Consider the following 26,953-nt stretch of genomic DNA (forward strand, 5'->3'; position numbering starts at 1 on the left):
AGGCGCTTAAATCAAGCTTTTCTCAGTTCTAGTCATCCTTGCGGGCGGGGCCCCAACAAAGAGAATTTCACTAAGAAATTCTACAAGCAAAGCAAGTTGGGAGTCGGGGCCCCAGCAAAGAGAATTTCATCAAGAAATTCTACAAACAAAGCAAGCTGGGAGTGGACGACGAATTCAAAAGAATTCTGTCCCGCTCCCTTTTTTAGAAAATAACTACAATACTATTAACTTAAATAGATAGCGCCAAGTGCACCTGAAAAGGCGCCGTTTTCAATATAAAATGGTTTGAAACCACGTAGTACCGTATAATCTTCAATCACCTCGCGCAAAAGAGGATTGTTGTTAAAAGAAGACCCGATATATACAACATTTTCAGTTTTATTTTCACGAGCAACAGTGATTGCCATAGTCGTTATAACTTCTCCAACAATACCAACGACTGATGCTAATTTGTTGGCTGGTGAAAAATCTACGTCTAGATTATGTAAGACATTTCCGAAATTAGCTGCTGTTAATTCACCAGGAATGGGAGGTTCAGTATCTTTATATATATGTTTAACCTTAAGGTCTATCGTATCTCTATCACCAGATTGTGCTAAATTAGTCAGTGCTTCGTAATCTGTAATTTGAGACAATAAATAACCCAGTCCTTGAATCATGCCACCGCCAGTACCTACACCGCCAACACGGTGCTGTTGTTGACCATCAAAAAAGTGTAATGACGTGCCTGTACCGACATTAGCGAAAATATATTCGTTAATATGGTGACCTTGTTCTTTTAGTAGCATACCTAAACCTTTAGATGATGCATCAAATTCAACAAATATTTTAGCTTCTGTATTTAAATTTTCAGCGATTACACCTGCATTACCACCCGTAAGACTGATGGATTCGAACGTATTTGCATTCAACCATGCAATGACTTCCGATATATTTGTAGTAAGTTCGGTTTCATATGAACGTCCTTGTTGTGATTCTTGGACGATTTTAATTAACGTACCACCGGCATCGATACCGACTTTCATTCTAGTTCACCTCGTGATTTTATATGTCATATTTATAGTAAAGCAAATTTGCTGAATTTCAATAGATTAATTTTAAAAAGGTGAAAATTTAAAATAATTGTATCTAACTTAAGTGGATTTTATTTTGATAAGTGTAAAAAAACAATTATAATATAAGTTGATAAATTATTAGAGGCATAGGGGTTAGTGGTTATGACTATAAAGAAACAATTTGAAAATATAACAATTCAAGAGTTTGAAGAAAAATATAGACAAGATGTAGTTAACTTTGAATTAAGCGAGCGACAACAAATATATTCATCTTTACCGAAAACAGTATTAGACGATGCACTTACAGATGAGAATAGAGTAGCTAACATTGCTATTAATGAAGATGGAGATGTTGTTGGTTTCTTTGTATTACATCAATATTATCAACATGAAGGATACGATACGCCAGAGAATGTCGTTTACGTAAGATCATTATCAATCAATGAGCAATTTCAAGGAAATGGTTATGGAACGACAATGATGATGTACTTACCTCAATATGTACAGATGTTGTTTCCTGATTTTAATCATTTGTATCTAGTTGTTGATGCAGAGAATAAGGGGGCATGGAATGTATATGAACGTGCTGGTTTCATGCATACGGCCACGAAAGAAGAGGGGCCAATTGGTAAAGAACGTTTATACTACTTAGATTTAGATTCTAAACATGTTTCTTCATTGCGATTAATTGAAAACGAAACGTCAAGTATTGCGACATATAATATCGTTGATTTACTTAAAGATAACCAAAAAGTTGGCTTTATTGCACTTGAACAAATGAATAATCGAATTAATATTGTTGCCATTGAAGTTTATAAAGATCAACGTAAAGAAGGCATTGCAGAAAGTGCATTAAGACAAATTCCAACATATGTACGTAAGCATTTTAAACAAGCTAAAACGATTGTTATTACATTATTTGGTGAAAATAATGAATTAAAACCATTGTGTATGAATAGTGGTTTTGTGGAGATTGATCAATCAGATGATTTAGTTATTTTCGAGAAATATATCAATTACTAAGTGAATCGTAATTGCGAAATCGTGTATTGTCATTTATAATTTATTTTTGTTACTATTAATTAATGAAATCCAACGATATAATTAAAAATTCTTCGAAAGGAAGATTAGCTATAATGAAAATCCAAGATTATACTAAAGAAATGGTTGATGAAAAGTCATTTATTGATATGGCTTATACGTTATTAAATGATAAAGGTGCAACAATGAATTTGTACGATATCATTGATGAATTCAAAAAATTAGGTGACTATGAATTTGAAGAAATTGAAAATCGTGTAGTTCAATTCTATACAGATTTAAATACTGACGGACGTTTCTTAAACGTTGGCGAAAATCAATGGGGATTACGTGATTGGTATTCTGTAGATGATATCGAAGAAAAAATTGCTCCAACGATTCAAAAATTCGATATTCTTGATGATGAAGATGAAGAAGATAAGAATCTTAAGTTATTGGGTGACGATGAAATGGATGACGATGATGATATTCCAGCCCAAACAGATGATCAAGAAACATTAGATGATCCTGAAGACGAACAAGTTGAAGATGAAATTAGTGAATCAGATTTAGTAATTGAAGATGACGAAGAGGATGAACTCGACGAAGAAGACGAGGAAGAATTCGAAGACTAAGAAGATTTTAAAACTAAATGCTAGTTTTGATTGACTTTTACTTAAAAGATGATAGAATTTTATTCGGGCTCCTTTAATTAGGACACGTGTATAAATGATATACGCTCCCCTTACAGATATGTGAGAGGGAGCGATTTTTTTATTTTTTCAAAAGTGATTATTTAAAATGAACAAATAGGTAAGGAAGCATCCCTTTATAAATTAGGAGGTCAGGAAATGACAAAATTTATTTTTGTAACGGGCGGAGTAGTATCATCATTAGGAAAAGGTATCACAGCCGCTTCTCTAGGAAGATTATTAAAAGATAGAGGCTTAAAAGTCACAATTCAAAAATTCGATCCATATTTAAACGTTGATCCAGGAACGATGAGTCCATATCAACATGGAGAAGTATTTGTTACAGATGATGGTGCTGAAACTGACTTAGATTTAGGACATTATGAGCGTTTTATCGATATTAATTTAAATAAATATTCAAACGTTACTGCTGGGAAAGTTTATTCTCATGTACTTAAAAAAGAACGTCGTGGTGATTATTTAGGTGGAACTGTTCAAGTTATTCCACACATTACTAATGAAATTAAAGAACGTTTATTACTTGCAGGGGAAAGCACCAATGCTGATGTAGTTATCACTGAAATTGGTGGTACAACTGGTGACATTGAATCGTTACCATTTATCGAAGCAATTAGACAAATTAGAAGCGATTTAGGTCGTGAAAATGTGATGTATGTACATTGTACGTTACTTCCATACATCAAAGCTGCCGGTGAAATGAAAACGAAACCAACGCAACACAGTGTTAAAGAATTACGTGGTTTAGGTATTCAACCAGATTTAATTGTAGTACGTACTGAATATGAAATGACTCAAGATTTAAAAGATAAAATTGCGTTATTCTGTGACATTAATAAAGAAAGTGTTATCGAATGTAGAGATGCATCATCATTATATGAAATTCCATTACAATTAAGCGCACAAGATATGGACGATATTGTTATTAAACGATTAGATTTATATGCTAAATACGATACTCAGTTAGACGAATGGCAATATTTATTGGACACTGTAAATTCGCTAGATGGTACAATTACGATTGGTTTAGTTGGTAAATACGTAAGCTTACAAGATGCGTACTTATCAGTAGTGGAATCATTGAAGCATGCTGGCTATCCATTGAAAAAAGATGTCGTTGTTAAATGGATCGATTCAGGAGAAGTTAATGACGATAACGTTGAAGACTACTTAAAAGATGTAGATGGTATTCTAGTGCCAGGTGGTTTTGGTTTTAGAGCAAGTGAAGGTAAAATTGCAGCCATTAAATATGCGCGTGAAAACAATGTGCCATACTTTGGTATTTGTTTGGGTATGCAATTGGCAACTGTTGAATTTGCACGTAATGTACTTGGCTTAGAAGGTGCACATTCAGCTGAACTTGATCCTAGCACACCTTACCCAATCATTGATTTACTACCTGAACAGAAAGATATTGAAGATTTAGGTGGTACGTTACGCTTAGGATTATACCCATGCAAAATTAAAGAAGGTACATTAGCGCATCAAATTTATGATGCAATCAACATTGAAGAGAGACACCGTCATCGATATGAATTTAATAACGAATTCAGAGAACAATTAGAAGCGAATGGTATGGTATTCTCTGGAACTAGTCCGGATGGACGTTTAGTTGAAATGGTTGAAATTACTGAGAATGATTTCTACATTGCTTGTCAATTCCATCCTGAATTCTTATCAAGACCTAATAGACCTCAACCAATATTTAAAGCGTTTGTTGAAGCAGCGAACAACTATCAAAATAAATAATATATTAAAACAACCCTTACATTGCTGTATTAGCATATAAGGGTTGTTTTTTATTTAATATTAAGTTATTACTTTTACAATTCTAAATCTCGTGTCATTTCAACCATTTGAGTGTAAATTTCATAGTAAATATAATTAAATGCCATTGTATGTGGTTGAACCACTTTATCATAATCTTCTGTGTAGACGATAGGTCGTGGAGTAGCGAGGTTAATAAAATGAATAAACTGTTCTGGTATTTCAACATCTTTTGGGCGGTTACAAATCAAGACAACATCAATATCTTTATCGACGAATGTTTGTACATCTTGAGCGACTTCTTCGGTATAAAATGGTGAAAAGAGTAACACTCGGTCTGTAGAGTCAATGTCGTCAACCGTTGTTAATGTTGATAATGGTTTACTAGAGTGAAGATGTTCTTCACTTTCAAGAATAAAGGGTTCGAAAAATTTTAAATCACCATAACCGCGTATATATACATACCCCTCACCACCGATTGCTTGTATTAGACATTGAGCGGCCATTTGAATGTCTAATGCTTGATCTTCTAAACGATTGAATATACCTGTTAATTGTGTATGTAATATTTTAGACATGTAAATCCTCCATTTCATTTTGTATTTTAAATAAACGCAAACGTAAGTGCAATAAAACTGGTTATGATAGGTAATCTAAATGATGTAATGCATGTCAGATAAGATTATTTTAAAATGAGCATACATTCACATGCAATTCAAAATAATATCTGATATAATGATTTTAAAAATTGTGCAGTTGCACACAAGGAGGAACTTTCATGCCATTAGTTTCAATGAAAGAAATGTTAATCGACGCGAAAGAAAATGGTTATGCAGTTGGTCAATACAACTTAAATAACCTTGAATTTACACAAGCAATTTTAGAAGCTTCTCAAGAAGAGAATGCACCAGTTATCTTAGGTGTTTCAGAAGGTGCTGCACGTTACATGAGCGGTTTCTATACAGTAGTTAAAATGGTTGAAGGTTTAATTCATGACTTAAACATTACTGTACCAGTAGCTATCCACTTAGACCATGGTTCAAGTTTTGAAAAATGTAAAGAAGCAATTGATGCTGGATTCACTTCAGTAATGATTGATGCTTCTCATAGCCCATTTGAAGAAAATATTGAAATCACATCTAAAGTAGTAGAATATGCACATCAACATGGTGTATCAGTAGAAGCTGAATTAGGAACTGTTGGTGGACAAGAAGATGACGTTGTTGGTGGCATCATCTATGCTGACCCTAAAGAATGTCAAGAATTAGTTGAAAGAACAGGTATTGATACGTTAGCACCAGCATTAGGTTCAGTTCACGGACCTTACAAAGGTGAACCTAAATTAGGATTTAAAGAAATGGAAGAAATCGGTGCATCAACTGGTTTACCATTAGTACTACATGGTGGTACTGGTATCCCAACGAAAGACATTCAAAAAGCCATTCCTTACGGTACTGCTAAAATTAATGTAAACACTGAAAACCAAATTGCTTCAGCTAAAGCAGTAAGAGAAGTATTAAATAATGATCAAGACGTATATGATCCACGTAAATACTTAGGACCAGCTCGTGAAGCAATTAAAGAAACGGTTAAAGGTAAAATTAGAGAATTTGGTACATCTAACCGCGCTAAATAAGTTTTAAAATAATTGAAGATGTTATTTAAAAGAGTGAAACGTTTCATCGTTTCACTCTTTTTCTTTTATAATATAAGTAATCACATTTAATTATTTTTCAAAAATGATTTATAATATTTGTATATATAATACTTGAGATGGTTTTATAAAGTTTGAATCAATAATTTTTACTATTGCAATTATCTTTAATTCATAATAATTTATGTTTTACAAATAAAGAATGTATATTTTATAATGCTACTAATGTATTATTTTAAATAAATGAGAAACAAAGGAGATAAACTTATGACTCAAGAGGTAATAAAAATTCGCGGTGGTCAAACACTAAAGGGAGAAGTTACGATAAGCGGTGCCAAAAATAGCGCAGTAGCTATCATCCCAGCAACATTATTAGCTCAAGGCCAAGTGAAATTAGATGGCTTACCACAAATTTCCGATGTAGAAACACTAGTTAGTTTATTGGAAGATTTAAACATTAAGGCTCAATTAAATGGTAAAACGCTAGAAGTTGATACTTCTGAAATTCAAAATGCACCACTGCCTAACAATAAGGTTGAATCTCTTCGAGCATCTTATTATATGATGGGAGCGATGTTGGGTCGCTTTAAAAAATGCGTTATCGGCTTACCTGGTGGTTGTCCATTAGGACCACGTCCGATTGATCAACATATTAAAGGTTTCAAAGCATTAGGAGCAGAAATCGATGAATCCAATGACACGTCAATGAAGATTGAAGCTAAAGAATTACATGGTGCTAACATCTTCTTAGATATGGTCAGTGTAGGTGCAACGATTAATATTATGTTAGCTGCTGTACATGCGAAAGGTCAGACAGTTATTGAGAATGCTGCCAAAGAACCTGAAGTTGTAGATGTAGCTAATTTCTTAAATAGTCTTGGTGCAAATATTAAAGGTGCAGGTACAAGTACGCTAAAAATTAATGGTGTTAAAGACTTGCATGGTTCCGAATATCAAATTATTCCTGACCGTATTGAAGCGGGTACATATATGTGTATCGCAGCTGCAGTTGGAGAAGAAATAACGATTAATAATATCGTTCCTAAACACGTTGAAGCTTTAACGGTTAAGTTAAAAGAACTAGGCGTAGATATTGAAATCGATGGAGATGCTGAAAAAGCTATCATTAAACGTAAACCAATGTACAAAAATGTAGACATAAAAACTTTAGTATATCCTGGTTTTGCAACAGATTTACAGCAGCCAATAACGCCATTATTATTTATGGCAGATGGTCCTTCGTTTGTTACAGAAACGATATATCCAGCGCGTTTTAGACATGTCGATGAGTTAAAGCATATGGGTGCCAATATCGATGCAGATATGCAAACAGGAACAGCGACAATTAAACCTTCAACATTAAATGGTGCTGACGTATATGCGAGTGATTTACGTGCTGGTGCATGCCTAATTATTGCTGGTCTATTAGCTGAAGGTATAACTACAATTTATAATGTTAGACATATTTATAGAGGTTATACTGATATCGTTACACATTTGAAAACGCTAGGCGCAGATATTTGGACGGAAGAAGTTTAATCACTACGATAAATTTAAGAAACAAGTCTAAGTCTTAATATAATGTCTTTTTGATTTGATATTTAGCTGTGAATGATTCAGATGCCTTCGTTTGATGATTTCAATTGATCTATGATTGATAGTTTTAGACATTGTATTAGGGCTTGTTTTTCTGGTATAATAATTATATTAGATACTAATATGTTGTAGACTTATAACCATTACTGAAACCAATGTAATGTATTTATAAGTGATTTTTAGTACCTACAATCTAAAGATGTTTTGAATAGAGGTGAAGACATTGGAAATCTGTCCATATCTTGAAGAAACCTTTAAAATTGTTGGTAGAAGTTGGAACGGTTTAATCATTAATTATCTATCACGATGCACTGATTATACTGCGCACTTTTCCGATATGAAAAGGGATTTGAAGACCATTACACCACGTGCATTAAGTATTAAATTAACTGACTTAGGTGAATGGGGATTAGTAGAAAAGAAAGTAGTTTCAACTAGTCCAGTTTCAATCATTTATGAATTGACTGATAAAGGTAAAGCTTTAGCTGAAGCTTTGAAACCTATAGAAGCGTGGGCTCGTGAACACGTTACACTTGAAGAAGAAGTTAAATCTAAATAATAGAGTTAAGCGTTTTGTACTATACACTAAATGAATCTAACAGTTGAGGTTAGTCATTTTAACTATAGGTGCAAAACGCTTTTATTTTTCTGTACTGACATGGTATGTTTAATTCTCGATAAAAAAAGGTACACACATGATATAACGATTCTTAAGGAGTGAAGCATTGATGAGAAATTATACGCAACAATATATCAATGGCGAATGGGTTGATAGCGATAGTAATGAAACAATTGAAGTCATTAATCCAGCAACAGAAGAAGTCATTGGTAAGGTAGCTAAAGGTAATGCTAACGACGTTGACAAAGCAGTAGAAGCTGCAAATAACGTATATTTAGAATTTCGTCATAGCTCAGTAAAAGAAAGAAAAGAACTATTAGATAAAATTGTAGAAGAATATAAAAATAGAAAACAAGACATTATAGAAGCTATTACAGATGAACTTGGTGCACCACTCACATTATCTGAAAATGTGCATTATCAAATGGGATTAGATCATTTCCAAGAAGCTAGTAGAGCGCTAGATTCATTTGAATTTGATGAAAGACGTGGCGATGCATTAGTAACTAAAGAAGCGATAGGTGTTTCAGGATTAGTGACACCATGGAACTTCCCAACTAATCAAACGTCATTGAAATTAGCCGCTGCATTTGCAGCAGGAAGTCCTGTAGTTCTAAAACCTTCTGAAGAAACACCATTTGCAGCCGTTATTTTAGCTGAAATTTTTGATAAAGTAGGCGTGCCTAAAGGTGTATTCAATCTAGTAAACGGTGATGGTGAAGGTGTCGGTAATCCTCTAAGTGAACATCCTAAAGTCAGAATGATGTCATTTACTGGTTCAGGTCGTACAGGCTCTAAAATTATGGAAAAGGCTTCTAAAGATTTCAAGAAAGTATCACTTGAATTAGGTGGTAAATCACCATATATCGTTTTAGATGATGTTGATGTTAAGGAAGCTGCAAAAGCGACAACAGGCAAAGTCGTTAATAATACAGGTCAAGTTTGTACTGCTGGTACACGTATTTTGATACCAGAAAGTAAAAAAGAAGATTTCTTAACCGCATTAAAAGAAGAATTTAGTAAAGTTAAAGTTGGCGATCCACGTGAAGAAGGCACTCAAGTCGGTCCAATTATTAGTAAAAAACAATTTGATACAGTTCAATCCTATATTGATAAAGGGATTGAAGAAGGTGCCGAATTATTCTATGGTGGTCCTGGTAAACCAGAAGGATTAAATAAAGGTTACTTTGCAAGACCAACCATTTTCATTAATGTTGATAACGATATGACCATTGCGCAAGAAGAAATCTTTGGTCCAGTTGCCTCTGTTATCACTTATAATGACTTAGATGAAGCAATTAAAATTGCAAATGATACAAAATATGGATTAGCAGGTTACGTAATTGGTAAAGATAAAGAAACACTTCAAAAAGTAGCACGCTCAATTGAAGCTGGACGAATTGAAATCAATGAGGCTGGCAATCAACCTGATTTACCGTTTGGTGGTTACAAACAATCTGGTATCGGCCGTGAGTGGGGCGATTACGGAATTGAAGAATTCTTAGAAGTGAAATCAATTGCCGGCTATTTCAGTTAATTTTAAAAATTAATTAATTTGTCATTTATAACAGTTCATGGGATATTTTTAGTTCCATGAGCTGTTTTATTTTTGGAAATTTAATAAAATCGTTTTGTATTTAAATTGAAAATTTGCTATATTAATTCTAGTATTCAAGACTTTAAAAAGTAATATATGAAATATCCAAAATAGATTTTGTGATTTATCGAAGTGAATCTATATGGAATTATTTCTTTTCAAGTCAAATTTAAGTCTTTATAAATATATAAGAAATGGGTGCAATTTATGCCTGAAAAAGTACGTACATCTCCGCAATATGAGTCGTTTCATGAATTGTATAAAAACTACACAACGAAAGAATTAACTCAGAAAGCCAAATCGTTAAAACTTACAAATTATAGTAAGTTAAACAAGAGTGAATTAGTATTAGCTATTATGGAAGCCCAAATGGAAAAAGATGGGAACTACTACATGGAAGGTGTCTTGGATGATATCCAACCTGATGGCTATGGATTTTTAAGAACAGTCAATTATTCAAAAGGTGAAAAGGACATTTATATATCTGCAAGTCAAATTCGCCGTTTCGAAATCAAACGTGGTGACAAAGTAACTGGTAAAGTGCGTAAACCCAAAGATAATGAAAAATATTACGGTTTATTACAAGTAGACTTTGTTAATGACGAAAATGCTGAAGTTGTAAAAAAACGCCCTCACTTTCAAGCTTTAACACCTCTTTATCCTGAGGAAAGAATCGTTTTAGAAACAGAACCCCAAAATTATTCAACACGTATTATGGATTTAGTTACACCGATTGGTTTAGGTCAACGTGGACTTATCGTTGCGCCACCAAAAGCTGGTAAAACATCATTATTAAAAGAAATTGCTAATGCGATTTGCAAAAATAAACCTGATGCGAAACTGTTTGTTTTATTAGTAGGGGAACGACCAGAAGAAGTCACTGATATAGAACGCTCTGTAGAATCTGCTGAAGTAGTACATTCAACTTTTGATGAGCCACCTCAACACCACGTAAAAGTAGCTGAATTATTATTAGAACGTGCTAAACGTTTAGTTGAGATTGGTCAAGATGTGATTATTTTAATGGACTCAATTACTCGATTGGCAAGAGCATATAACCTTGTTATACCGCCAAGTGGACGAACACTATCAGGTGGACTTGATCCCGCTTCATTACACAAGCCTAAAGCATTTTTTGGTGCTGCACGTAATATTGAAGCAGGTGGGAGCTTAACGATATTAGCTACTGCATTAGTAGAAACTGGTTCACGTATGGATGATATGATTTATGAAGAGTTCAAAGGAACAGGAAATATGGAACTCCATCTTGATCGTAAATTGTCTGAACGTCGAATTTTCCCAGCAATTGATATTGGAAGAAGTTCTACACGTAAAGAAGAATTATTAATTAGTAAATCTGAACTAGATTCATTATGGCAATTAAGAAACATGTTTACGGATTCTACAGATTTCACTGAAAGGTTCATTAGAAAACTTAAACGCTCTAAAAGTAATAAAGAATTTTTCGAGCAATTACAAAAGGCTGCAGAAGAAAGTACAAAAACAGGTAAACCAATTATTTAATGAATATCTGTTTGAGGGTTGCGTTTTAATCTAATAACTATTATAATTACCAAGTATTGGGTAAAAAACTCACAAATAACTCTGTTCCAGATGGTTCAGGGCAAAGGAGCTGAAAATAATGAGACAAGGAATCCATCCTGATTATCACAAAGTTATCTTTTTAGATACAACAACAAACTTTAAATTTTTAAGTGGTTCAACTAAAACATCTTCAGAAACAATGGAATGGGAAGATGGCAATGAATACCCAGTTATTCGTTTAGATGTATCTTCAGATTCACATCCATTCTACACAGGACGTCAAAAATTCGCTGCTGCGGATGGTCGTGTGGAACGTTTCAACAAAAAGTTTGGTCTCAAATCAAACAACAACTAATTATAAGTTTAAACTGTCTGCCTAGTCTATTTTATATAGAATCGCGTAGGCAGTTTTTTTAAATTTAAGTAGTCTTTAAAGAGATAGTTATAATACATAGAAATATGATATAATTAAGCGATTATGTTTTTGTAAAAGGTGGAACTTATAATGTATGAAACTTACCATTCCGGTTGGATTGAATGCATTACTGGAAGTATGTTTAGCGGTAAGTCAGAAGAACTTATTCGTAGATTAAGAAGAGGCATATACGCTAAACAAAAAGTAGTAGTGTTTAAACCAGCGATTGATGATCGTTATCACAAAGAAAAAGTTGTTTCTCATGACGGAAATGAATTAGAAGCAATTAATATTTCGACATCTAGAGATATATTGTTGCATGATTTATCTCAAGTTGATGTCATTGGCATTGATGAAATTCAATTTTTTGATAAAGAAATTGTAAATATAGTTGAGAAGCTTGCAGAAAATGGTCATCGAGTTGTGGTAGCAGGCTTAGATATGGATTTTAGAGGAGAACCATTTGAACCGATGCCTCAAATTATGGCGGTAAGTGAACAGGTTACTAAACTGCAAGCTGTTTGCGCAGTATGCGGTTCATCATCGAGTAGAACACAACGCTTAATCAATGGACAACCAGCTAAAGTTGATGATCCTATCATTTTAGTAGGCGCAAATGAAAGTTACGAACCGAGATGTCGAGCACATCATATAGTAGCACCAAGTACAAGTGACGAGGAGGAAATGTAGTGTTTGATCAATTAGATATCGTTGAAGAAAGATATGAACAACTCAATGAGATGTTAAGTGACCCTGAAATCGTAAATGATCCAGACAAGTTACGCAAATATTCAAAAGAACAAGCTGATTTACAAAAAACAGTTGATGTATATAGAGACTATAAAAGTAAAAAAGAAGAAATAGCTGAAATTGATGACATGTTAAACGAAACAGATGATAAAGAAGAAATCGAAATGTTAAAAGAGGAAAGCGCTAGCTTGAAAAGTGTGATTCCTGATTTAGAAGAACAGCTTAAATTCTTACTAATACCAAAAGACCCTAACGATGAAAAAGACGTTATCGTTGAAATTAGAGCAGCTGCAGGTGGAGATGAAGCAGCCATCTTTGCGGGAGATTTACTAAGAATGTATAGTAAATATGCAGAATCTCAAAACTTTAAAACGGAAATAGTTGAAGCGGCTGAAAGTGACCATGGTGGTTACAAAGAAATTAGTTTCTCAGTTTCTGGGAACGGTGCATACAGTAAATTAAAATTTGAAAATGGCGCACATCGAGTTCAACGTGTACCAGAAACAGAATCAGGTGGCCGAATTCATACGTCAACAGCAACAGTTGCTGTACTGCCTGAAGTAGAAGATGTTGAAATTGAAATTCGCAATGAAGATTTGAAAATAGACACATATCGTTCAAGTGGTGCAGGTGGTCAGCACGTCAATACTACTGACTCAGCTGTACGTATTACACACTTACCAACGGGTGTGATTGCGACATCTTCTGAAAAATCACAAATTCAAAACCGTGAAAAAGCTCTGAAAGTATTAAAAGCACGTCTATATGATATGAAATTACAAGAAGAACAACAAAAATATGCGGCACAACGTAAATCAGCAGTAGGAACTGGTGATAGATCTGAACGTGTTAGAACATATAACTATCCGCAAAGTCGTGTGACAGACCATAGAATAGGTTTAACATTACAAAAGTTAGACCAAATTATGGAAGGTAAGTTAGATGAAATTATTGATGCTTTAACTTTATCTGAACAAACTGAGAAATTGAAAGAACTTAACAATGGTGAACTTTAAAGAAAAATTAGATAGTGCTATCAAACAAGCTGTAGAAAAAGGGTACGAACAATCAAGAGCGGAATGGTTAATGCTTGATTTATTTGGGTGGTCAAGAACGGATTATTTAATTCATATGTATGATGATATGTCAAAAGCAGAAGAAATTAAGTTTTCGCTGGCGACTGAACGAATGCTTTTAGGAGAACCAATCCAATATATTGTTGGATTTCAATCTTTTTATGGCTACCAATTTCAAGTCAATGAACATTGTTTAATTCCACGACCTGAAACCGAGGAAGTAATGTTGCATTTTCTTGAGCATTGTAACTCAAGCGCATCGATTGCTGATGTTGGAACGGGTAGTGGTGTATTGGCTGTTACATTAAAAAAGCTAAATAATGACTTTACTGTTTATGCAACAGATATCGTTCAAGAAACTATAGATATCGCTGCTGATAATGCGCATAATCATGAGGTGGATATCCATTTCTTGAAAGGCAATGCCTTGAAACCGTTTATCCAACATAATATTAAATTGGATGGTATTATTTCCAATCCACCATATATTGATGTTGATGAGATGGATACAATGGCACCTACAGTTGTTAAATACGAGCCCCATAAAGCATTATTCGCAGAAAATAAAGGCTATGCTATTTATGAATCAATCCTTAATGACTTACCTCAAGTGCTCAATGATGATGCTTATGTGACCTTTGAAATTGGCTATAATCAAGGTGAGAAATTAAGAAGTATCATTTTAGAAAAATATCCTAATTTGGATGTTAAAGTTATCAAAGATATAAATGGAAATGATAGAATCGTATCATTTAAATGGTGAAACTCAAAGGGAACGGGATAGATATTAAAATGAATTCGTATTCCCGCCCCAGCTTACTTTGATTATGGAATTTCTTGATGAAATTCTTTTTGCTGGGTCCCACCGGTAAGGATGACTAGGTTTGAAATGGCTTAATTTAAGCGCGTTTTCAAATCAGTTAGCCACTGCCAAAAATGATATTGTAGGCTGAGACAGTTTGATTTGTCTCAGCTTCTTTTCCTATATATGAATAAAAATGATGGAGGAGTGAGCTTGATGAAAACGAATTTATGGGATATGCGTCAATATCAAAATGCGCCATTAGATTATCCGGAATTAGACAAAATAAAGCAGATATATCAAGATGGTGGTTTAATTGCAATTCCGACAGAAACAGTATATGGGTTGGGTGCAGATGCCCGAAACCAACAAGCCGTTTCAAATATATATCAAGCCAAGGGTCGTCCTTCCGACAATCCACTAATTGTACATATTCACGACATCTCTCAAATTGATGATTTTGTGTCACACTTACCAAGTGAGGCAAAATGCTTGATGGATGAATTTTGGCCAGGTCCGATTTCATTTATTTTACCTTTAAAGCCTGGGTATCTCTGTGACAAAGTGACAGGTGGTTTGCAATCCATCGCTGTACGTATGCCAAGTCATCCCATTGGCCGTGCAATTCTCCAATATACGGATATGCCGATTGCTGCGCCAAGTGCTAATGTCAGTGGTAGACCTTCACCTACGACGTTTCAACATGTTTATTCCGATTTAAATGGGAAGATAGATGGAATCGTTAATGGAGATCAAAGTGAAGAAGGTCTAGAAAGTACTGTACTCGATTGCACACAGTTCCCATTTAGAATAGCCAGACCAGGAGCAATTACACAATCAATGATTAATGAAGTCTTGCCTGGAAGTGTTGAACATTATCATTATGATACGACAAGCAAACCGATAGCCCCTGGTATGAAATATAAGCACTATGCTCCTGAAACACCTGTAACGATGCTGACAAATCTAAGTAAACCTATTACAACTGTTAAAGATTGGACGCATACCGCTTTTATTTTACCGGATAATTTAAAACACTTTGTCCCTAGTGATGCCATATTCATTTCGCTCTGTAAAGATCAGAATGATACGAAACAAGCCAATCATAATTTGTTTAAAATACTCCATGATATCGATGAAAATTCAGAAATACATGAGGCATATATTTATGCATTTGATAAAACAGATACAACAGAGGCAATTATGAACAGAATGCGTAAAGCTACAGGAAATCACTTAGTTAGAGGTGAAACATTATGAGAATAACGTTTGTATGTACTGGAAATACGTGTCGTAGTCCGATGGCAGAAAGTATTGCAAAGAAAATACTCGAAAAAGATGTTATTAATTCAAGAGGGTTATTTGCAGTAGATGGACAATCTATTTCACCTGAATCACTTAAAGTAATCGCTGAGCATGAATTGCCAGAACCTACGCGGGCCAAGCAATTTAGTAAGGCGGATTTAGAAAGCGATTTAATCTTAACAATGACTGAAATGCATAAACAACAACTTATTTATAGTTTTGGTGATAATGGTCGCATTTATCAACTTGGTGAATATGTTGGGGAATCAGGTGATATTGGCGATCCATTTGGAGGTAGTATTGAAACCTACCGACAAACATTTAAAGAGCTTCAACACTTAATAAGTAAATTACAGTCAGATTCATAAAGCGAAATATTATACAATTAGTATATGTTAAGCGTTAAATAAGTTATAATAAAGAAGTATAGCTAGTTTGCTATGCTTCTTTTTAATTATGTAATTAAGGTGGAGATTTCAATGCAAGAACTTAAAACTTTGCTTGATGAACTTAAGGCGCAATCTTTTTTCAAGAAAGATGAAATTTGCGTGATAGGATGTTCGACTTCTGAAGTTATAGGACAAAAGATAGGTTCTGTAGGATCAATGGAAGTTGCAGAGGAAATCTTTAGCGCATTAGCACAAGTGAAACAAGAGACTGGTGTTTCTTTTGCATTTCAAGGCTGTGAGCATATTAACAGAGCAGTTACAATTGAACGTGAAGATTTCAATCCGCTAACGATGGAAGAAGTATCAGTTGTTCCTGATGTTCACGCAGGTGGAAGTCTTGCAACTTATGCTTATAAGCAAATGAATGATCCAATCGTAGTTGAACATATTTCAGTTCCTAAGGGTATTGATATTGGTCAAACATTAATTGGAATGCATATTAAACACGTTTGTGTACCGGTTAGAACAAGTGTCAAACAAGTTGGTGAAGCTATTGTTACGATAGCTACATCAAGACCTAAGAAAATCGGTGGTGAACGAGCTAAATACGAATAAGCTAGAAAGTGTAAAGGGGGATTTTTTATATGTCATATATCCAAAATCAAGATAAAGCTGTCTATGAAGCAATTCAAAATGAATATAATAGGCAAAATAACAACATTGAATTAATCGCATCTGAAAACTTTGTATCTGAAGCGGTGATGGAAGCACAGGGTTCTGTGATGACTAACAAATATGCTGAAGGCTATCCAGGTCGTCGTTACTATGGTGGTTGTGATTATGTTGACGTAACTGAAACGATTGCAATTGAAAGAGCGAAAGCATTATTTGGTGCGGAGCATGTAAATGTGCAACCCCACTCAGGGTCTCAAGCCAATATGGCAGTATATCTTGTCGCTTTAGAGATGGGTGATACTGTTTTAGGTATGAATTTGAGTCATGGTGGTCATTTAACGCATGGTTCACCAGTTAATTTCAGTGGTAAATTCTACAACTTTGTAGATTATGGCGTAGATAAAGAAACTGAAAAAATTGACTATGACGTTGTGCGTCAACTAGCACATGAACACAAGCCTAAATTAATCGTTGCAGGAACTTCAGCGTATTCAAGACAACTTGATTTTAAAAAGTTTAAAGAAATCGCTGATGAAGTTGGCGCAAAATTAATGGTTGATATGGCTCATATCGCTGGTTTAGTTGCAGCAGGTTTACATCCAAATCCTGTAGAATATGCTGATTTTGTAACAACAACGACGCATAAAACTTTACGTGGCCCACGTGGTGGATTAATTCTTTGTAAAGAAGCATATAAGAAGGATATAGATAAAACAATATTCCCTGGAATACAAGGTGGACCTTTAGAACATGTCATTGCTGCTAAAGCAGTCGCATTCGGTGAAGCACTTGAACAAGACTTTAAAACGTATCAAGAGCAAGTCATCAAAAATGCTAAAGTGCTTTCTGAAACGTTGAAAGAAGAGGAATTTAGAATTGTGTCAGGTGGCACTGATAACCATTTAGTATCTGTAGATGTTAAAAACTCAGTAAATGTTACAGGTAAAGAAGCGGAAGCGACATTAGATTCAATTGGAATAACATGCAATAAAAATACAATTCCATTTGATCAAGAAAAAGCTTTTGTAACAAGTGGTATACGTTTAGGCACACCAGCTGCTACAACAAGAGGCTTTGATGAAGAAGCATTCAAAGAAGTTGGTCGTATTATTAGCTTAGCACTTAAACACCCTAATGATGATACAAAATTGAAAGAAGCAAGAGAAAGGGTAAGTCGTTTAACAGCTAAATATCCGCTATATGAATAATTTATAAAAATTTGGAGGCAATATAAATGAGTAAAGTACATGTATTTGATCACCCACTAATTCAACACAAATTAAGTTATATCCGTGATATGAATACGGGAACTAAAGAATTTAGAGAACTTGTTGATGAAGTCGGCATGTTAATGGCGTATGAGGTTACTAGAGATTTAGAACTTCAAGAAGTTGAAATTAAAACGCCAGTAACAACTATGACTGCAAAAAGATTAGCTGGTAAAAAATTAGCAATTGTTCCAATTCTTAGAGCCGGTTTAGGGATGACAGATGGTGTATTAAGCTTAGTCCCAGCGGCACGTGTTGGTCATATTGGTTTATACCGTGATCCTAAAACATTGGAAGCAGTAGAATACTTTGCTAAACTTCCACAAGATATTGATGAGAGACAAATTATTGTGGTAGACCCAATGTTAGCTACTGGAGCATCAGCAATCGAAGCAATTAATTCGTTGAAGAAACGCGGTGCTAAAAATATTAGATTCATGTGTCTTATTGCTGCACCAGAGGGTGTTGAAAAAATGCAAGAAGCGCACGATGATGTCGATATCTATATTGCAGCATTAGACGAAAAATTAAATGATAAAGCATATATTACACCAGGTTTAGGTGATGCTGGAGACAGATTGTTCGGTACAAAATAGGTATAGGAGTTTATGTATGAGAAAGATTATGACAGTCTTTGGTACTAGACCAGAAGCAATTAAGATGGCACCTTTAGTGAAGGCACTCGAGTGTGATGCTGAGTTAGAACCAATGATTGTTGTAACTGCTCAGCATCGCGAAATGTTAGATTCGGTCTTACAAACTTTCAACATCGAGCCACATTATGATTTGAATATCATGAAGGAAGGTCAAACGTTATCAGACATTACATCAAGAGCAATGACGCAACTTGAAGAAATTATTAAAAAAGAAAAACCGGATATGGTGCTCGTCCATGGCGATACCACTACTACATTTTCAGGTGCACTAGCTGCTTTTTATAATCAAGTACCTGTTGGTCACGTAGAAGCTGGTTTAAGAACACGACGTAAATATGCACCTTTCCCAGAAGAGATAAATAGGCAAATGGTAAGTAATTTAGCCGACCTGCATTTTGCGCCTACTAAAGGTGCAGCGAATAATTTGCTTCAAGAACAGAAAAATCCAGACACAGTAATTATTACTGGAAATACTGCTATTGATACACTTAAATTAACGGTCCAAAAGGAATATACATCAGATATAATCACAAAGCATCAAAATAAACGCATTATTCTATTAACTGTTCACCGAAGAGAAAATATTGGACAGCCAATGATTGAGATTTATAAAGCAATGCGCACTATTGTTGATGAATATGAAGATGTGGTCATTGTATCACCACTACATCTGAATCCTAAAGTAAGGTCACTAGCTTATAAGTATTTAGGTGATCATGAGCGTATTGAATTAATTGAACCATTAGACGTTGTAGACTTCCACAACTTCGTAAGTAACGCCTATTTAATCTTGACGGATTCAGGCGGTATTCAAGAAGAGGCACCTTCATTGAATAAACCTGTACTAGTGCTTAGAGATGTAACCGAGAGACCAGAAGGTGTAGCAGCGGGCACTTTGAAAATAATTGGAACGGATTTTGAAAATGTGCATCATACAACGGCAGAATTATTGGATAACGAAATAATTTATAATCAAATGTCACAAACTCAAAATCCTTATGGTGATGGTAAAGCATCTATAAGAATTTGTGAGAGTATAAAATATTATTTTGGTTTGACATCAAATTCACCAGAGCCCTTCAAATCATAAAAAAATCTAAATTGTGAACATTTTGTGACAATAAAAGAGTTAATTTTTACAACAATTTGAATAGAATTGACACACTATTTACCCTATATTATTATTAAATTTGTATGAGTGGAACGGTTTACATGGTTGTCATAAGTTAATTTGGAGGAGAAAAATGAGGCGTTTCAGCATCATATTTAAACAATTCATTCAATATTATATTTATTTTTTAATTATATTGGCTGTGTTGTATATCGTTATTCCAAATCCTTTTATTCTAGGATTAATAATAGGAACATTTGGATCTTTAATAAATACCTATATTTTCGAATTATATTTATCTCGGGCAAAGCAACCAGATAACATACATATTTCTACGGGCAATACTTGGAGGTACTTAGTCGCTATCATTGCGTGTGTAATATGGTTTTTATTTAAAGATAGTGTCAATATTATTGGGGTAATGATTGGTCTTATGTTTTCTTATGTTTTAATCATTTTACGCCCTCTACTGCTTAAGAATTAAAATTTTAATAAAGAAAGAGGTGAGTACATGGATCACAAAAACCCGCTCTTAAGTTGGAATGTATTTGGTTTTGATCTCGTTTTCAATTTAGCAAGCATCATGATGTTAGTTGTTACAGCAATCATTGTTTTTCTAATAGCTATTATTTGTACGCGTAATCTAAAGAAAAGACCATCAGGTAAACAGAATTTTATCGAATGGATCTTTGACTTTGTAAGAAGCATCATAGAGAGTAATATGGCTTGGAAAAAAGGTGGTCAGTTTCACTTCTTAGCAGTAACATTGATTTTATTTATCTTTGTTGCAAACATGTTAGGACTACCATTTGCTATAGTGACTAAAGATCATTATCTATGGTGGAAATCTCCAACAGCTGATGCAACTGTCACATTGACATTATCAACTATGATGATATTACTTACACACTATTATGGTGTGAAAATGCGTGGAACTAAAGCTTACATAGGTAATTACTTTAAACCATTCTGGCCATTAGCAATTATCAATGTTTTTGAAGAATTCTCTTCAACATTAACACTTGGTCTACGTTTATACGGTAATATATTTGCCGGTGAATTATTACTTTCTTTATTAGCCGGCTTAGTTGTAAGCAGTGCTTGGGGTTGGATTATAGGTATTCCAGGTTTAATCGTATGGCAAGGATTCTCTATCTTTGTCGGCTCAATCCAAGCATATATATTTATCATGCTTTCAATGGTTTACATGTCCCACAAAGTAGCGGACACACATTAACTTAAACAAACATTTTAGGAGGAATTATTAATATGGGTTTAATCGCAGCAGCAATTGCAATTGGTTTATCAGCACTAGGCGCAGGTATCGGTAACGGTCTTATCGTTTCAAGAACAGTAGAAGGTGTAGCTCGTCAACCAGAAGCACGTGGACAATTAATGAGTATCATGTTCATCGGTATTGGTTTAGTTGAGGCATTACCTATCATCGGTGTTGTAATCGCATTCATGACTCTTTTCCAATAAGAAAATTTCATGGCGAAGTCACTTGGATCTTCGCCGTTCGTTTTATTTAATGGCAAGTGGTGATTAATTATGAAAGGAGTGTCAAATGCCAGTGAATGCATTAACTAATTCATTCGTTTTAGGTGCAGCAGGTGGTGGTGTTGAATGGGGTACTGTCATTGTTACAGTAATCACATTTGCTATTTTATTAGCACTACTTAAGAAATTTGCTTGGGGTCCATTAAAAGAAGTAATGGACAAACGTGAACGCGACATCAATAGAGACATTGATGAAGCTGAAGAAGCAAAATTAAATGCACAAAAACTTGAAGAAGAAAATAAAAAGACACTAAAACAAACTCAAGATGAAGTTCAACGTATTTTAGAAGATGCTAGAGTTCAAGCACGTAAACAACATGAAGAAATCATTCATGAAGCAAATATTCGTGCAAACGGTATGATTGAAACTGCTCAAAGTGAAATCAATAGCGAGAAAGAACGTGCATTAGCAGATATTAACAATCAAGTGTCTGAGTTATCAGTATTGATTGCATCTAAAGTACTTCAAAAAGAAATTTCAGAACAAAATCAAAAAGAACTTGTTGATAAGTATTTAAAAGAGGCAGGCGATAAATAATGGCAAATGTAGCAAATAAATACGCTAAAGCATTATTTGACGTCGCTATCGATAAAGACAGATTAGATTTAATGTACGAAGAACTTAGTATAGTTAGTGAAGCCACAAAAAACTATGATGAAGATTTAAGAGCAATTGACTCAAATCCTAACCAACCAGCTTCTGAAAGACGCAAATTTGTTGGTATCGTTTTTGGAGATGCTAATTATTACTTAAAAAATATGCTAATGATATTAGCTAATAATCGTCATTTAGTACTGATTAATTCAATTTTTAAAGAATTTAAAAGTTTATACAATGAACATCATAATGAAGATTCAGCCATTGTTGAATCAGTTTATCAATTAAGTGACGATGAACTTAGTCGCATTAAAGACTTAATTTTAAAACAAACGAATTTATCACAAGTACATATTACTACGAAAATAAATCCTGAATTAATTGGAGGATTTAGAGTTAAAGTTGGTACTACTGTGCTAGATGGCAGTGTTAAAAAAGATTTAGAACAAATCGAACGCAAATTTAGAAGAGTAAACTAAAATAAAGAGGAGTGACATAGATGGCCATAAAAGCTGAAGAAATCAGTGCATTACTTCGCTCACAAATTGAAAATTATGAGTCTGAAATGTCTGTAACTGATGTAGGTACGGTACTCCAAATTGGTGACGGTATCGCATTAATTCACGGATTAAATGACTGTATGGCTGGTGAGCTAGTAGAGTTCTCAAATGGTGTTCTTGGTTTAGCTCAAAACCTTGAAGAATCAAATGTGGGTGTAGTTATTTTAGGACCATATACTGAAATTACTGAAGGCGACGAAGTTAGACGTACTGGACGTATTATGGAAGTTCCAGTAGGGGAAGAACTTATTGGTCGCGTTGTTAACCCATTAGGTCAACCTATTGATGGACAAGGTCCTATCAATACAACAAAAACACGCCCTGTTGAACAAAAAGCAACAGGTGTAATGGCTCGTAAATCTGTTGACGAACCACTTCAAACTGGTATTAAAGCGATTGACGCATTAGTTCCAATCGGACGTGGTCAACGTGAGTTAATTATCGGAGATAGACAAACAGGTAAAACAACCATCGGTATTGATACAATCTTAAACCAAAAAGGTTTAGATACAATTTGTATTTACGTAGCAATTGGTCAAAAAGATTCAACTGTACGTGCAAACGTAGAAAAATTACGTCAAGCTGGCGCATTAGATTACACTATTGTTGTTTCAGCTTCAGCATCTGAACCTTCACCATTACTTTATATTGCACCTTATTCTGGTGTAACTATGGGTGAGGAATTCATGTTTAATGGTAAGCATGTATTAATCGTTTATGATGATCTTACAAAACAAGCGGCAGCATACCGTGAGTTATCATTACTTTTACGTAGACCTCCAGGTCGTGAAGCTTACCCTGGTGATGTTTTCTATCTACATAGTAGATTATTAGAAAGAGCAGCCAAATTAAATGATGATTTAGGTGGCGGCTCAATTACGGCGTTACCAATTATCGAAACACAAGCAGGGGATATTTCTGCTTATGTACCAACTAACGTAATTTCAATTACAGATGGACAAATCTTCTTACAATCTGACTTATTCTTCTCAGGTGTAAGACCTGCGATTAATGCGGGACAATCAGTTTCACGTGTAGGTGGATCTGCTCAAATCAAAGCAATGAAGAAGGTAGCAGGAACGCTACGTTTAGACTTAGCTTCTTATAGAGAGTTAGAATCATTTGCGCAATTCGGTTCTGATTTAGATGAATTCACAGCTAGAAAACTTGAAAGAGGTAAACGTACGGTTGAAGTGTTGAAACAAGACCAAAACAAACCATTACCTGTTGAAAACCAAGTTTTAATTATATATGCCTTAACAAAAGGTTATTTAGATGATATTCCTGTTGAGGATATTACACGTTTCGAAGACGAATTAAATAGTTGGGCGAAATCAAATGGTTCTGACTTATTAAATGAAATTAGAGAAACTGGTGCCTTACCATCTGACGAAAAATTTGAAGCTACAATTAATGAATTCAAGAAAAGCTTTAGCAAATCTGAATAATTAAACTTTAAATTGAAAGGGTGGTGAGATAATGGCTTCATTAAAAGAGATAGATGGTCGTATCAAATCGACGAAAAAAATGAAACAAATTACCAAAGCAATGAACATGGTATCAAGTTCAAAATTACGTCGAGCTGAAAAAAACACAAAGCAATTTGAACCCTATATGGAAAAAATGCAGGATGCGATTACTGCAATTGCAGGAGCGAGTAAACACTCTAGTCATCCTATGTTAAGACCTAGACAAGTTCAACGTAGTGGTTACTTAGTAATTACTAGTGACAAAGGCTTAGCAGGTGCATACAGTTCAAATGTCTTAAAACGACTGATTAATGATATTAGTGAAAAACATTCTAGTAGTGATGAATATAGCATTATTGTATTAGGTCAATCTGGTGTTGATTTCCTTAAAAATAGAGGTTATGAAATTGAAAATTCACTTGTTGATGTTCCCGATCAACCTTCATTCAAATCAATACAAGCAATTGCGAAACATGCGATTGACTTATTTAGTGAAGAACATATTGATGAATTAAAAATTTATTATAGTCATTATGTTAGTGTTCTTGAAAATAAACCAACGACTAAACAAGTTTTACCATTATCTCGAGAAGATTCTAGCCAAGGTCAAGGTCAAATGTCTTCTTATGAATTTGAACCGGATAAAGAATCTATCCTAAGTGTTATTCTTCCTCAATATGTTGAAAGTTTAATTTATGGAACGATTTTAGATGCTAAGGCTAGTGAACATGCAGCGAGAATGACTGCAATGAAAAATGCTTCTGATAATGCGACTGAACTTATTGATGACTTATCATTACAATATAATAGAGCGAGACAAGCTGAAATCACACAACAAATTACTGAAATTGTTGGTGGTTCCGCAGCACTTGAATAATATTTTAAAGGAGGAAACAACATGGGTAATGGCCGTGTAACTCAGGTTATGGGTCCTGTTATTGACGTTCGTTTTGAACATAATGAAGTACCTGAAATTAATAACGCCTTAATCATTGAAGTTCCTAAAGAAGATGGTACTTTTGAATTAACACTTGAAGTTGCATTACAACTAGGTGATGACGTTGTTCGTACAATCGCTATGGATTCAACAGATGGTGTTCAACGAGGCATGGAAGTTCAAAACACTGGACAAGATATTTCAGTGCCAGTTGGTGAAGTAACACTAGGTCGTGTATTTAACGTCTTAGGTGATACAATTGATTTAGAAGATAAATTAGATAGTTCAGTGAGACGTGATCCAATTCATAGACAATCACCTAATTTTGATGAATTATCTACTGAAGTGGAAATTCTTGAAACTGGAATTAAAGTTGTAGACTTACTAGCACCTTATATTAAAGGTGGTAAAATCGGACTATTCGGTGGTGCCGGAGTTGGTAAAACCGTATTAATTCAAGAATTAATTAATAACATCGCACAAGAACACGGTGGTATCTCTGTATTCGCTGGTGTAGGTGAACGTACACGTGAAGGTAATGACCTTTACTATGAAATGAGAGATAGTGGTGTTATCAAGAAAACAGCGATGGTATTCGGTCAAATGAACGAGCCACCTGGTGCGCGTATGCGTGTAGCTTTATCTGCATTAACAATGGCTGAGTACTTCCGTGATGAACAAGGACAAGACGTTCTTTTATTCATCGATAACATTTTCAGATTTACTCAAGCAGGTTCTGAAGTATCAGCTTTATTAGGACGTATGCCTTCTGCCGTAGGTTATCAACCTACATTAGCTACAGAAATGGGTCAATTACAAGAACGTATTACATCAACGAATAAAGGTTCTGTAACATCAATCCAAGCCGTATTCGTACCAGCCGATGACTATACTGACCCAGCGCCAGCAACTGCATTCGCTCACTTAGATGCGACAACTAACCTTGAACGTAAATTAACAGAAATGGGTATCTATCCAGCTGTGGATCCATTAGCGTCTACATCAAGAGCGTTAGAACCAGCAATTGTTGGTCAAGAGCACTATGAAGTGGCACGTGATGTTCAATCAACACTTCAAAAATATAGAGAATTGCAAGATATTATCGCAATTTTAGGTATGGATGAGTTATCAGAAGAAGATAAACTTACAGTAGAACGTGCACGTAGAATTCAATTCTTCTTATCACAAAACTTCCACGTTGCAGAACAATTTACTGGTCAAAAAGGTTCATATGTACCTGTTAAAACGACAGTAGCTGATTTCAAAGCGATTTTAGATGGTAAATACGACCATATTCCTGAAGATGCTTTCCGTTTAGTTGGTAGTATGGAAGATGTAATTGCCAAAGCAAAAGATATGGGTGTTGAAGTCTAAACAATTAGGAGGTATAGATAATGAGTACAGTTAATCTTGATATTGTCACTCCTAATGGTTCAGTCTACGAAAAAGATGACGTTGAACTAGTTGTTTTTCAAACAACAGCTGGTGAAATGGGTGTCATGAGTGGGCATATTCCGACAGTTGCCGCATTAAAAACAGGCCATGTTAAAGTGAACTTTAGAAATGGTACTGAATATATAGCTGTTAGTGGTGGCTTTGTTGAAATTAGACAACATAAAGTATCTGTCATTGTTCAAACAGCTGAAACTGCCAGTGAGATAGATGTTGAACGAGCTAAATTAGCACGTCAAAGAGCACAATCTCATTTGGACGATCAGGATAACAGTGATATAAACAGAGCTAAACGAGCGTTGGCTAGAGCTGAAAACCGCTTACGCGTAGCACAATTAAAATAATTAAAAAGGTTTGAAAACTAAAT

General features: G+C 34.7%; 29 protein-coding genes. 27 read left to right on the forward strand and 2 right to left on the reverse strand.

Annotated features, from left to right (window positions below; translation table 11 throughout):
• Positions 1-224: 224 nt before the first annotated feature.
• Positions 225-1,025 carry a type II pantothenate kinase gene (coaW, locus tag KA909_RS12800; protein ID WP_107630307.1) on the reverse strand — a complete coding sequence of 267 codons (801 nt, stop codon included), beginning with the start codon at positions 1,023-1,025 and terminating at the stop codon, positions 225-227.
• Between the two features lie 192 nt (positions 1,026-1,217).
• Here coaW and KA909_RS12805 point away from each other — a divergent pair, with 192 nt between their 5' ends.
• From KA909_RS12805 to KA909_RS12815, 3 genes are all read left to right on the forward strand, one after another.
• Entirely contained in the window at positions 1,218-2,078 is an 861-nt protein-coding gene (locus KA909_RS12805) for a GNAT family N-acetyltransferase (RefSeq protein ID WP_075108990.1), read from the forward strand.
• Positions 2,079-2,191: 113 nt separating this feature from the next.
• Positions 2,192-2,710, forward strand: a complete 519-nt coding sequence (gene rpoE, locus KA909_RS12810) for a DNA-directed RNA polymerase subunit delta (protein ID WP_075108991.1) — start codon at positions 2,192-2,194, stop codon at positions 2,708-2,710.
• Positions 2,711-2,926: 216 nt separating this feature from the next.
• Entirely contained in the window at positions 2,927-4,534 is a 1,608-nt protein-coding gene (locus KA909_RS12815; protein ID WP_210130295.1) for a CTP synthase, read from the forward strand.
• A gap of 74 nt (positions 4,535-4,608) precedes the next feature.
• Here the strand turns inward: KA909_RS12815 and KA909_RS12820 are convergent, their stop codons facing one another.
• A complete protein-coding gene (locus KA909_RS12820; protein ID WP_193839099.1) occupies positions 4,609-5,130 on the reverse strand; it encodes a DUF2529 family protein in 522 nt (173 codons plus the stop codon).
• Positions 5,131-5,330: 200 nt separating this feature from the next.
• Here KA909_RS12820 and fdaB point away from each other — a divergent pair, with 200 nt between their 5' ends.
• From fdaB to KA909_RS12940, 24 genes are all read left to right on the forward strand, one after another.
• Positions 5,331-6,188, forward strand: a complete 858-nt coding sequence (fdaB, locus tag KA909_RS12825; RefSeq protein WP_011275221.1) for a class IIb fructose-bisphosphate aldolase FdaB — start codon at positions 5,331-5,333, stop codon at positions 6,186-6,188.
• A gap of 285 nt (positions 6,189-6,473) precedes the next feature.
• The gene (locus KA909_RS12830) at positions 6,474-7,745 is read left to right on the forward strand and encodes a UDP-N-acetylglucosamine 1-carboxyvinyltransferase (protein ID WP_053031138.1); all 1,272 of its coding nucleotides are present in this window, start codon (positions 6,474-6,476) and stop codon (positions 7,743-7,745) included.
• Positions 7,746-8,025: 280 nt separating this feature from the next.
• Positions 8,026-8,361, forward strand: a complete 336-nt coding sequence (locus tag KA909_RS12835; RefSeq protein ID WP_053031140.1) for a winged helix-turn-helix transcriptional regulator — start codon at positions 8,026-8,028, stop codon at positions 8,359-8,361.
• A 169-nt stretch (positions 8,362-8,530) separates the two neighbouring features.
• On the forward strand, positions 8,531-9,958 hold the full coding sequence (locus KA909_RS12840) for an aldehyde dehydrogenase family protein (RefSeq protein WP_070855636.1): 1,428 nt from the start codon (positions 8,531-8,533) through the stop codon (positions 9,956-9,958).
• Between the two features lie 267 nt (positions 9,959-10,225).
• A complete protein-coding gene (gene rho / locus KA909_RS12845; protein WP_053031144.1) occupies positions 10,226-11,542 on the forward strand; it encodes a transcription termination factor Rho in 1,317 nt (438 codons plus the stop codon).
• 118 nt (positions 11,543-11,660) lie between these two features.
• Positions 11,661-11,918, forward strand: coding sequence for a type B 50S ribosomal protein L31 (locus KA909_RS12850; RefSeq protein ID WP_011275226.1), 258 nt, complete (start codon positions 11,661-11,663; stop codon positions 11,916-11,918).
• Positions 11,919-12,068: 150 nt separating this feature from the next.
• Entirely contained in the window at positions 12,069-12,668 is a 600-nt protein-coding gene (locus tag KA909_RS12855) for a thymidine kinase (RefSeq protein ID WP_053031146.1), read from the forward strand.
• Entirely contained in the window at positions 12,668-13,744 is a 1,077-nt protein-coding gene (gene prfA, locus KA909_RS12860) for a peptide chain release factor 1 (RefSeq protein ID WP_075108997.1), read from the forward strand. The genes KA909_RS12855 and prfA overlap by 1 nt, the downstream gene beginning before the upstream one ends.
• A complete protein-coding gene (gene prmC / locus KA909_RS12865; protein WP_075108998.1) occupies positions 13,731-14,567 on the forward strand; it encodes a peptide chain release factor N(5)-glutamine methyltransferase in 837 nt (278 codons plus the stop codon). The genes prfA and prmC overlap by 14 nt, the downstream gene beginning before the upstream one ends.
• Positions 14,568-14,822: 255 nt before the next feature.
• Positions 14,823-15,866, forward strand: a complete 1,044-nt coding sequence (locus tag KA909_RS12870; protein WP_193839101.1) for an L-threonylcarbamoyladenylate synthase — start codon at positions 14,823-14,825, stop codon at positions 15,864-15,866.
• A complete protein-coding gene (locus tag KA909_RS12875; protein WP_075109000.1) occupies positions 15,863-16,279 on the forward strand; it encodes a low molecular weight protein arginine phosphatase in 417 nt (138 codons plus the stop codon). Before KA909_RS12870 ends, KA909_RS12875 begins: the two co-directional genes overlap by 4 nt.
• 111 nt (positions 16,280-16,390) lie before the next feature.
• On the forward strand, positions 16,391-16,915 hold the full coding sequence (locus KA909_RS12880; protein ID WP_075109001.1) for a TIGR01440 family protein: 525 nt from the start codon (positions 16,391-16,393) through the stop codon (positions 16,913-16,915).
• A 29-nt stretch (positions 16,916-16,944) separates the two neighbouring features.
• Positions 16,945-18,183: a serine hydroxymethyltransferase gene (glyA, locus tag KA909_RS12885; RefSeq protein WP_193839102.1), complete on the forward strand. Its 1,239-nt coding sequence runs from the start codon at positions 16,945-16,947 to the stop codon at positions 18,181-18,183.
• Positions 18,184-18,209: 26 nt separating this feature from the next.
• Complete coding sequence (gene upp, locus KA909_RS12890; RefSeq protein WP_193839103.1) at positions 18,210-18,839, forward strand: uracil phosphoribosyltransferase; 630 nt, start codon at positions 18,210-18,212, stop codon at positions 18,837-18,839.
• A 16-nt stretch (positions 18,840-18,855) separates the two neighbouring features.
• A complete protein-coding gene (wecB, locus tag KA909_RS12895) occupies positions 18,856-19,989 on the forward strand; it encodes a non-hydrolyzing UDP-N-acetylglucosamine 2-epimerase (protein ID WP_210130296.1) in 1,134 nt (377 codons plus the stop codon).
• A gap of 154 nt (positions 19,990-20,143) precedes the next feature.
• Positions 20,144-20,494: an ATP synthase subunit I gene (locus tag KA909_RS12900; protein ID WP_075109003.1), complete on the forward strand. Its 351-nt coding sequence runs from the start codon at positions 20,144-20,146 to the stop codon at positions 20,492-20,494.
• A 27-nt stretch (positions 20,495-20,521) separates the two neighbouring features.
• Positions 20,522-21,247, forward strand: coding sequence for a F0F1 ATP synthase subunit A (gene atpB, locus KA909_RS12905; RefSeq protein WP_210130297.1), 726 nt, complete (start codon positions 20,522-20,524; stop codon positions 21,245-21,247).
• 32 nt (positions 21,248-21,279) lie between these two features.
• Positions 21,280-21,492 carry a F0F1 ATP synthase subunit C gene (gene atpE / locus KA909_RS12910; protein WP_011275238.1) on the forward strand — a complete coding sequence of 71 codons (213 nt, stop codon included), beginning with the start codon at positions 21,280-21,282 and terminating at the stop codon, positions 21,490-21,492.
• Positions 21,493-21,577: 85 nt separating this feature from the next.
• Complete coding sequence (locus KA909_RS12915; RefSeq protein ID WP_210130298.1) at positions 21,578-22,108, forward strand: F0F1 ATP synthase subunit B; 531 nt, start codon at positions 21,578-21,580, stop codon at positions 22,106-22,108.
• The gene (locus tag KA909_RS12920; protein WP_075109005.1) at positions 22,108-22,647 is read left to right on the forward strand and encodes a F0F1 ATP synthase subunit delta; all 540 of its coding nucleotides are present in this window, start codon (positions 22,108-22,110) and stop codon (positions 22,645-22,647) included. Before KA909_RS12915 ends, KA909_RS12920 begins: the two co-directional genes overlap by 1 nt.
• Positions 22,648-22,667: 20 nt before the next feature.
• Positions 22,668-24,176, forward strand: a complete 1,509-nt coding sequence (atpA, locus tag KA909_RS12925) for a F0F1 ATP synthase subunit alpha (RefSeq protein ID WP_075109006.1) — start codon at positions 22,668-22,670, stop codon at positions 24,174-24,176.
• A gap of 31 nt (positions 24,177-24,207) precedes the next feature.
• Positions 24,208-25,074, forward strand: a complete 867-nt coding sequence (gene atpG / locus KA909_RS12930; RefSeq protein WP_053031168.1) for an ATP synthase F1 subunit gamma — start codon at positions 24,208-24,210, stop codon at positions 25,072-25,074.
• Positions 25,075-25,095: 21 nt separating this feature from the next.
• Entirely contained in the window at positions 25,096-26,508 is a 1,413-nt protein-coding gene (atpD, locus tag KA909_RS12935; RefSeq protein ID WP_053031170.1) for a F0F1 ATP synthase subunit beta, read from the forward strand.
• Between the two features lie 20 nt (positions 26,509-26,528).
• The gene (locus KA909_RS12940; protein ID WP_075109007.1) at positions 26,529-26,930 is read left to right on the forward strand and encodes a F0F1 ATP synthase subunit epsilon; all 402 of its coding nucleotides are present in this window, start codon (positions 26,529-26,531) and stop codon (positions 26,928-26,930) included.
• Positions 26,931-26,953: the final 23 nt, after the last annotated feature.

Source organism: Staphylococcus sp. GDX8P54P (assembly GCF_017893165.1).
GTDB lineage: Bacteria > Bacillota > Bacilli > Staphylococcales > Staphylococcaceae > Staphylococcus > Staphylococcus borealis.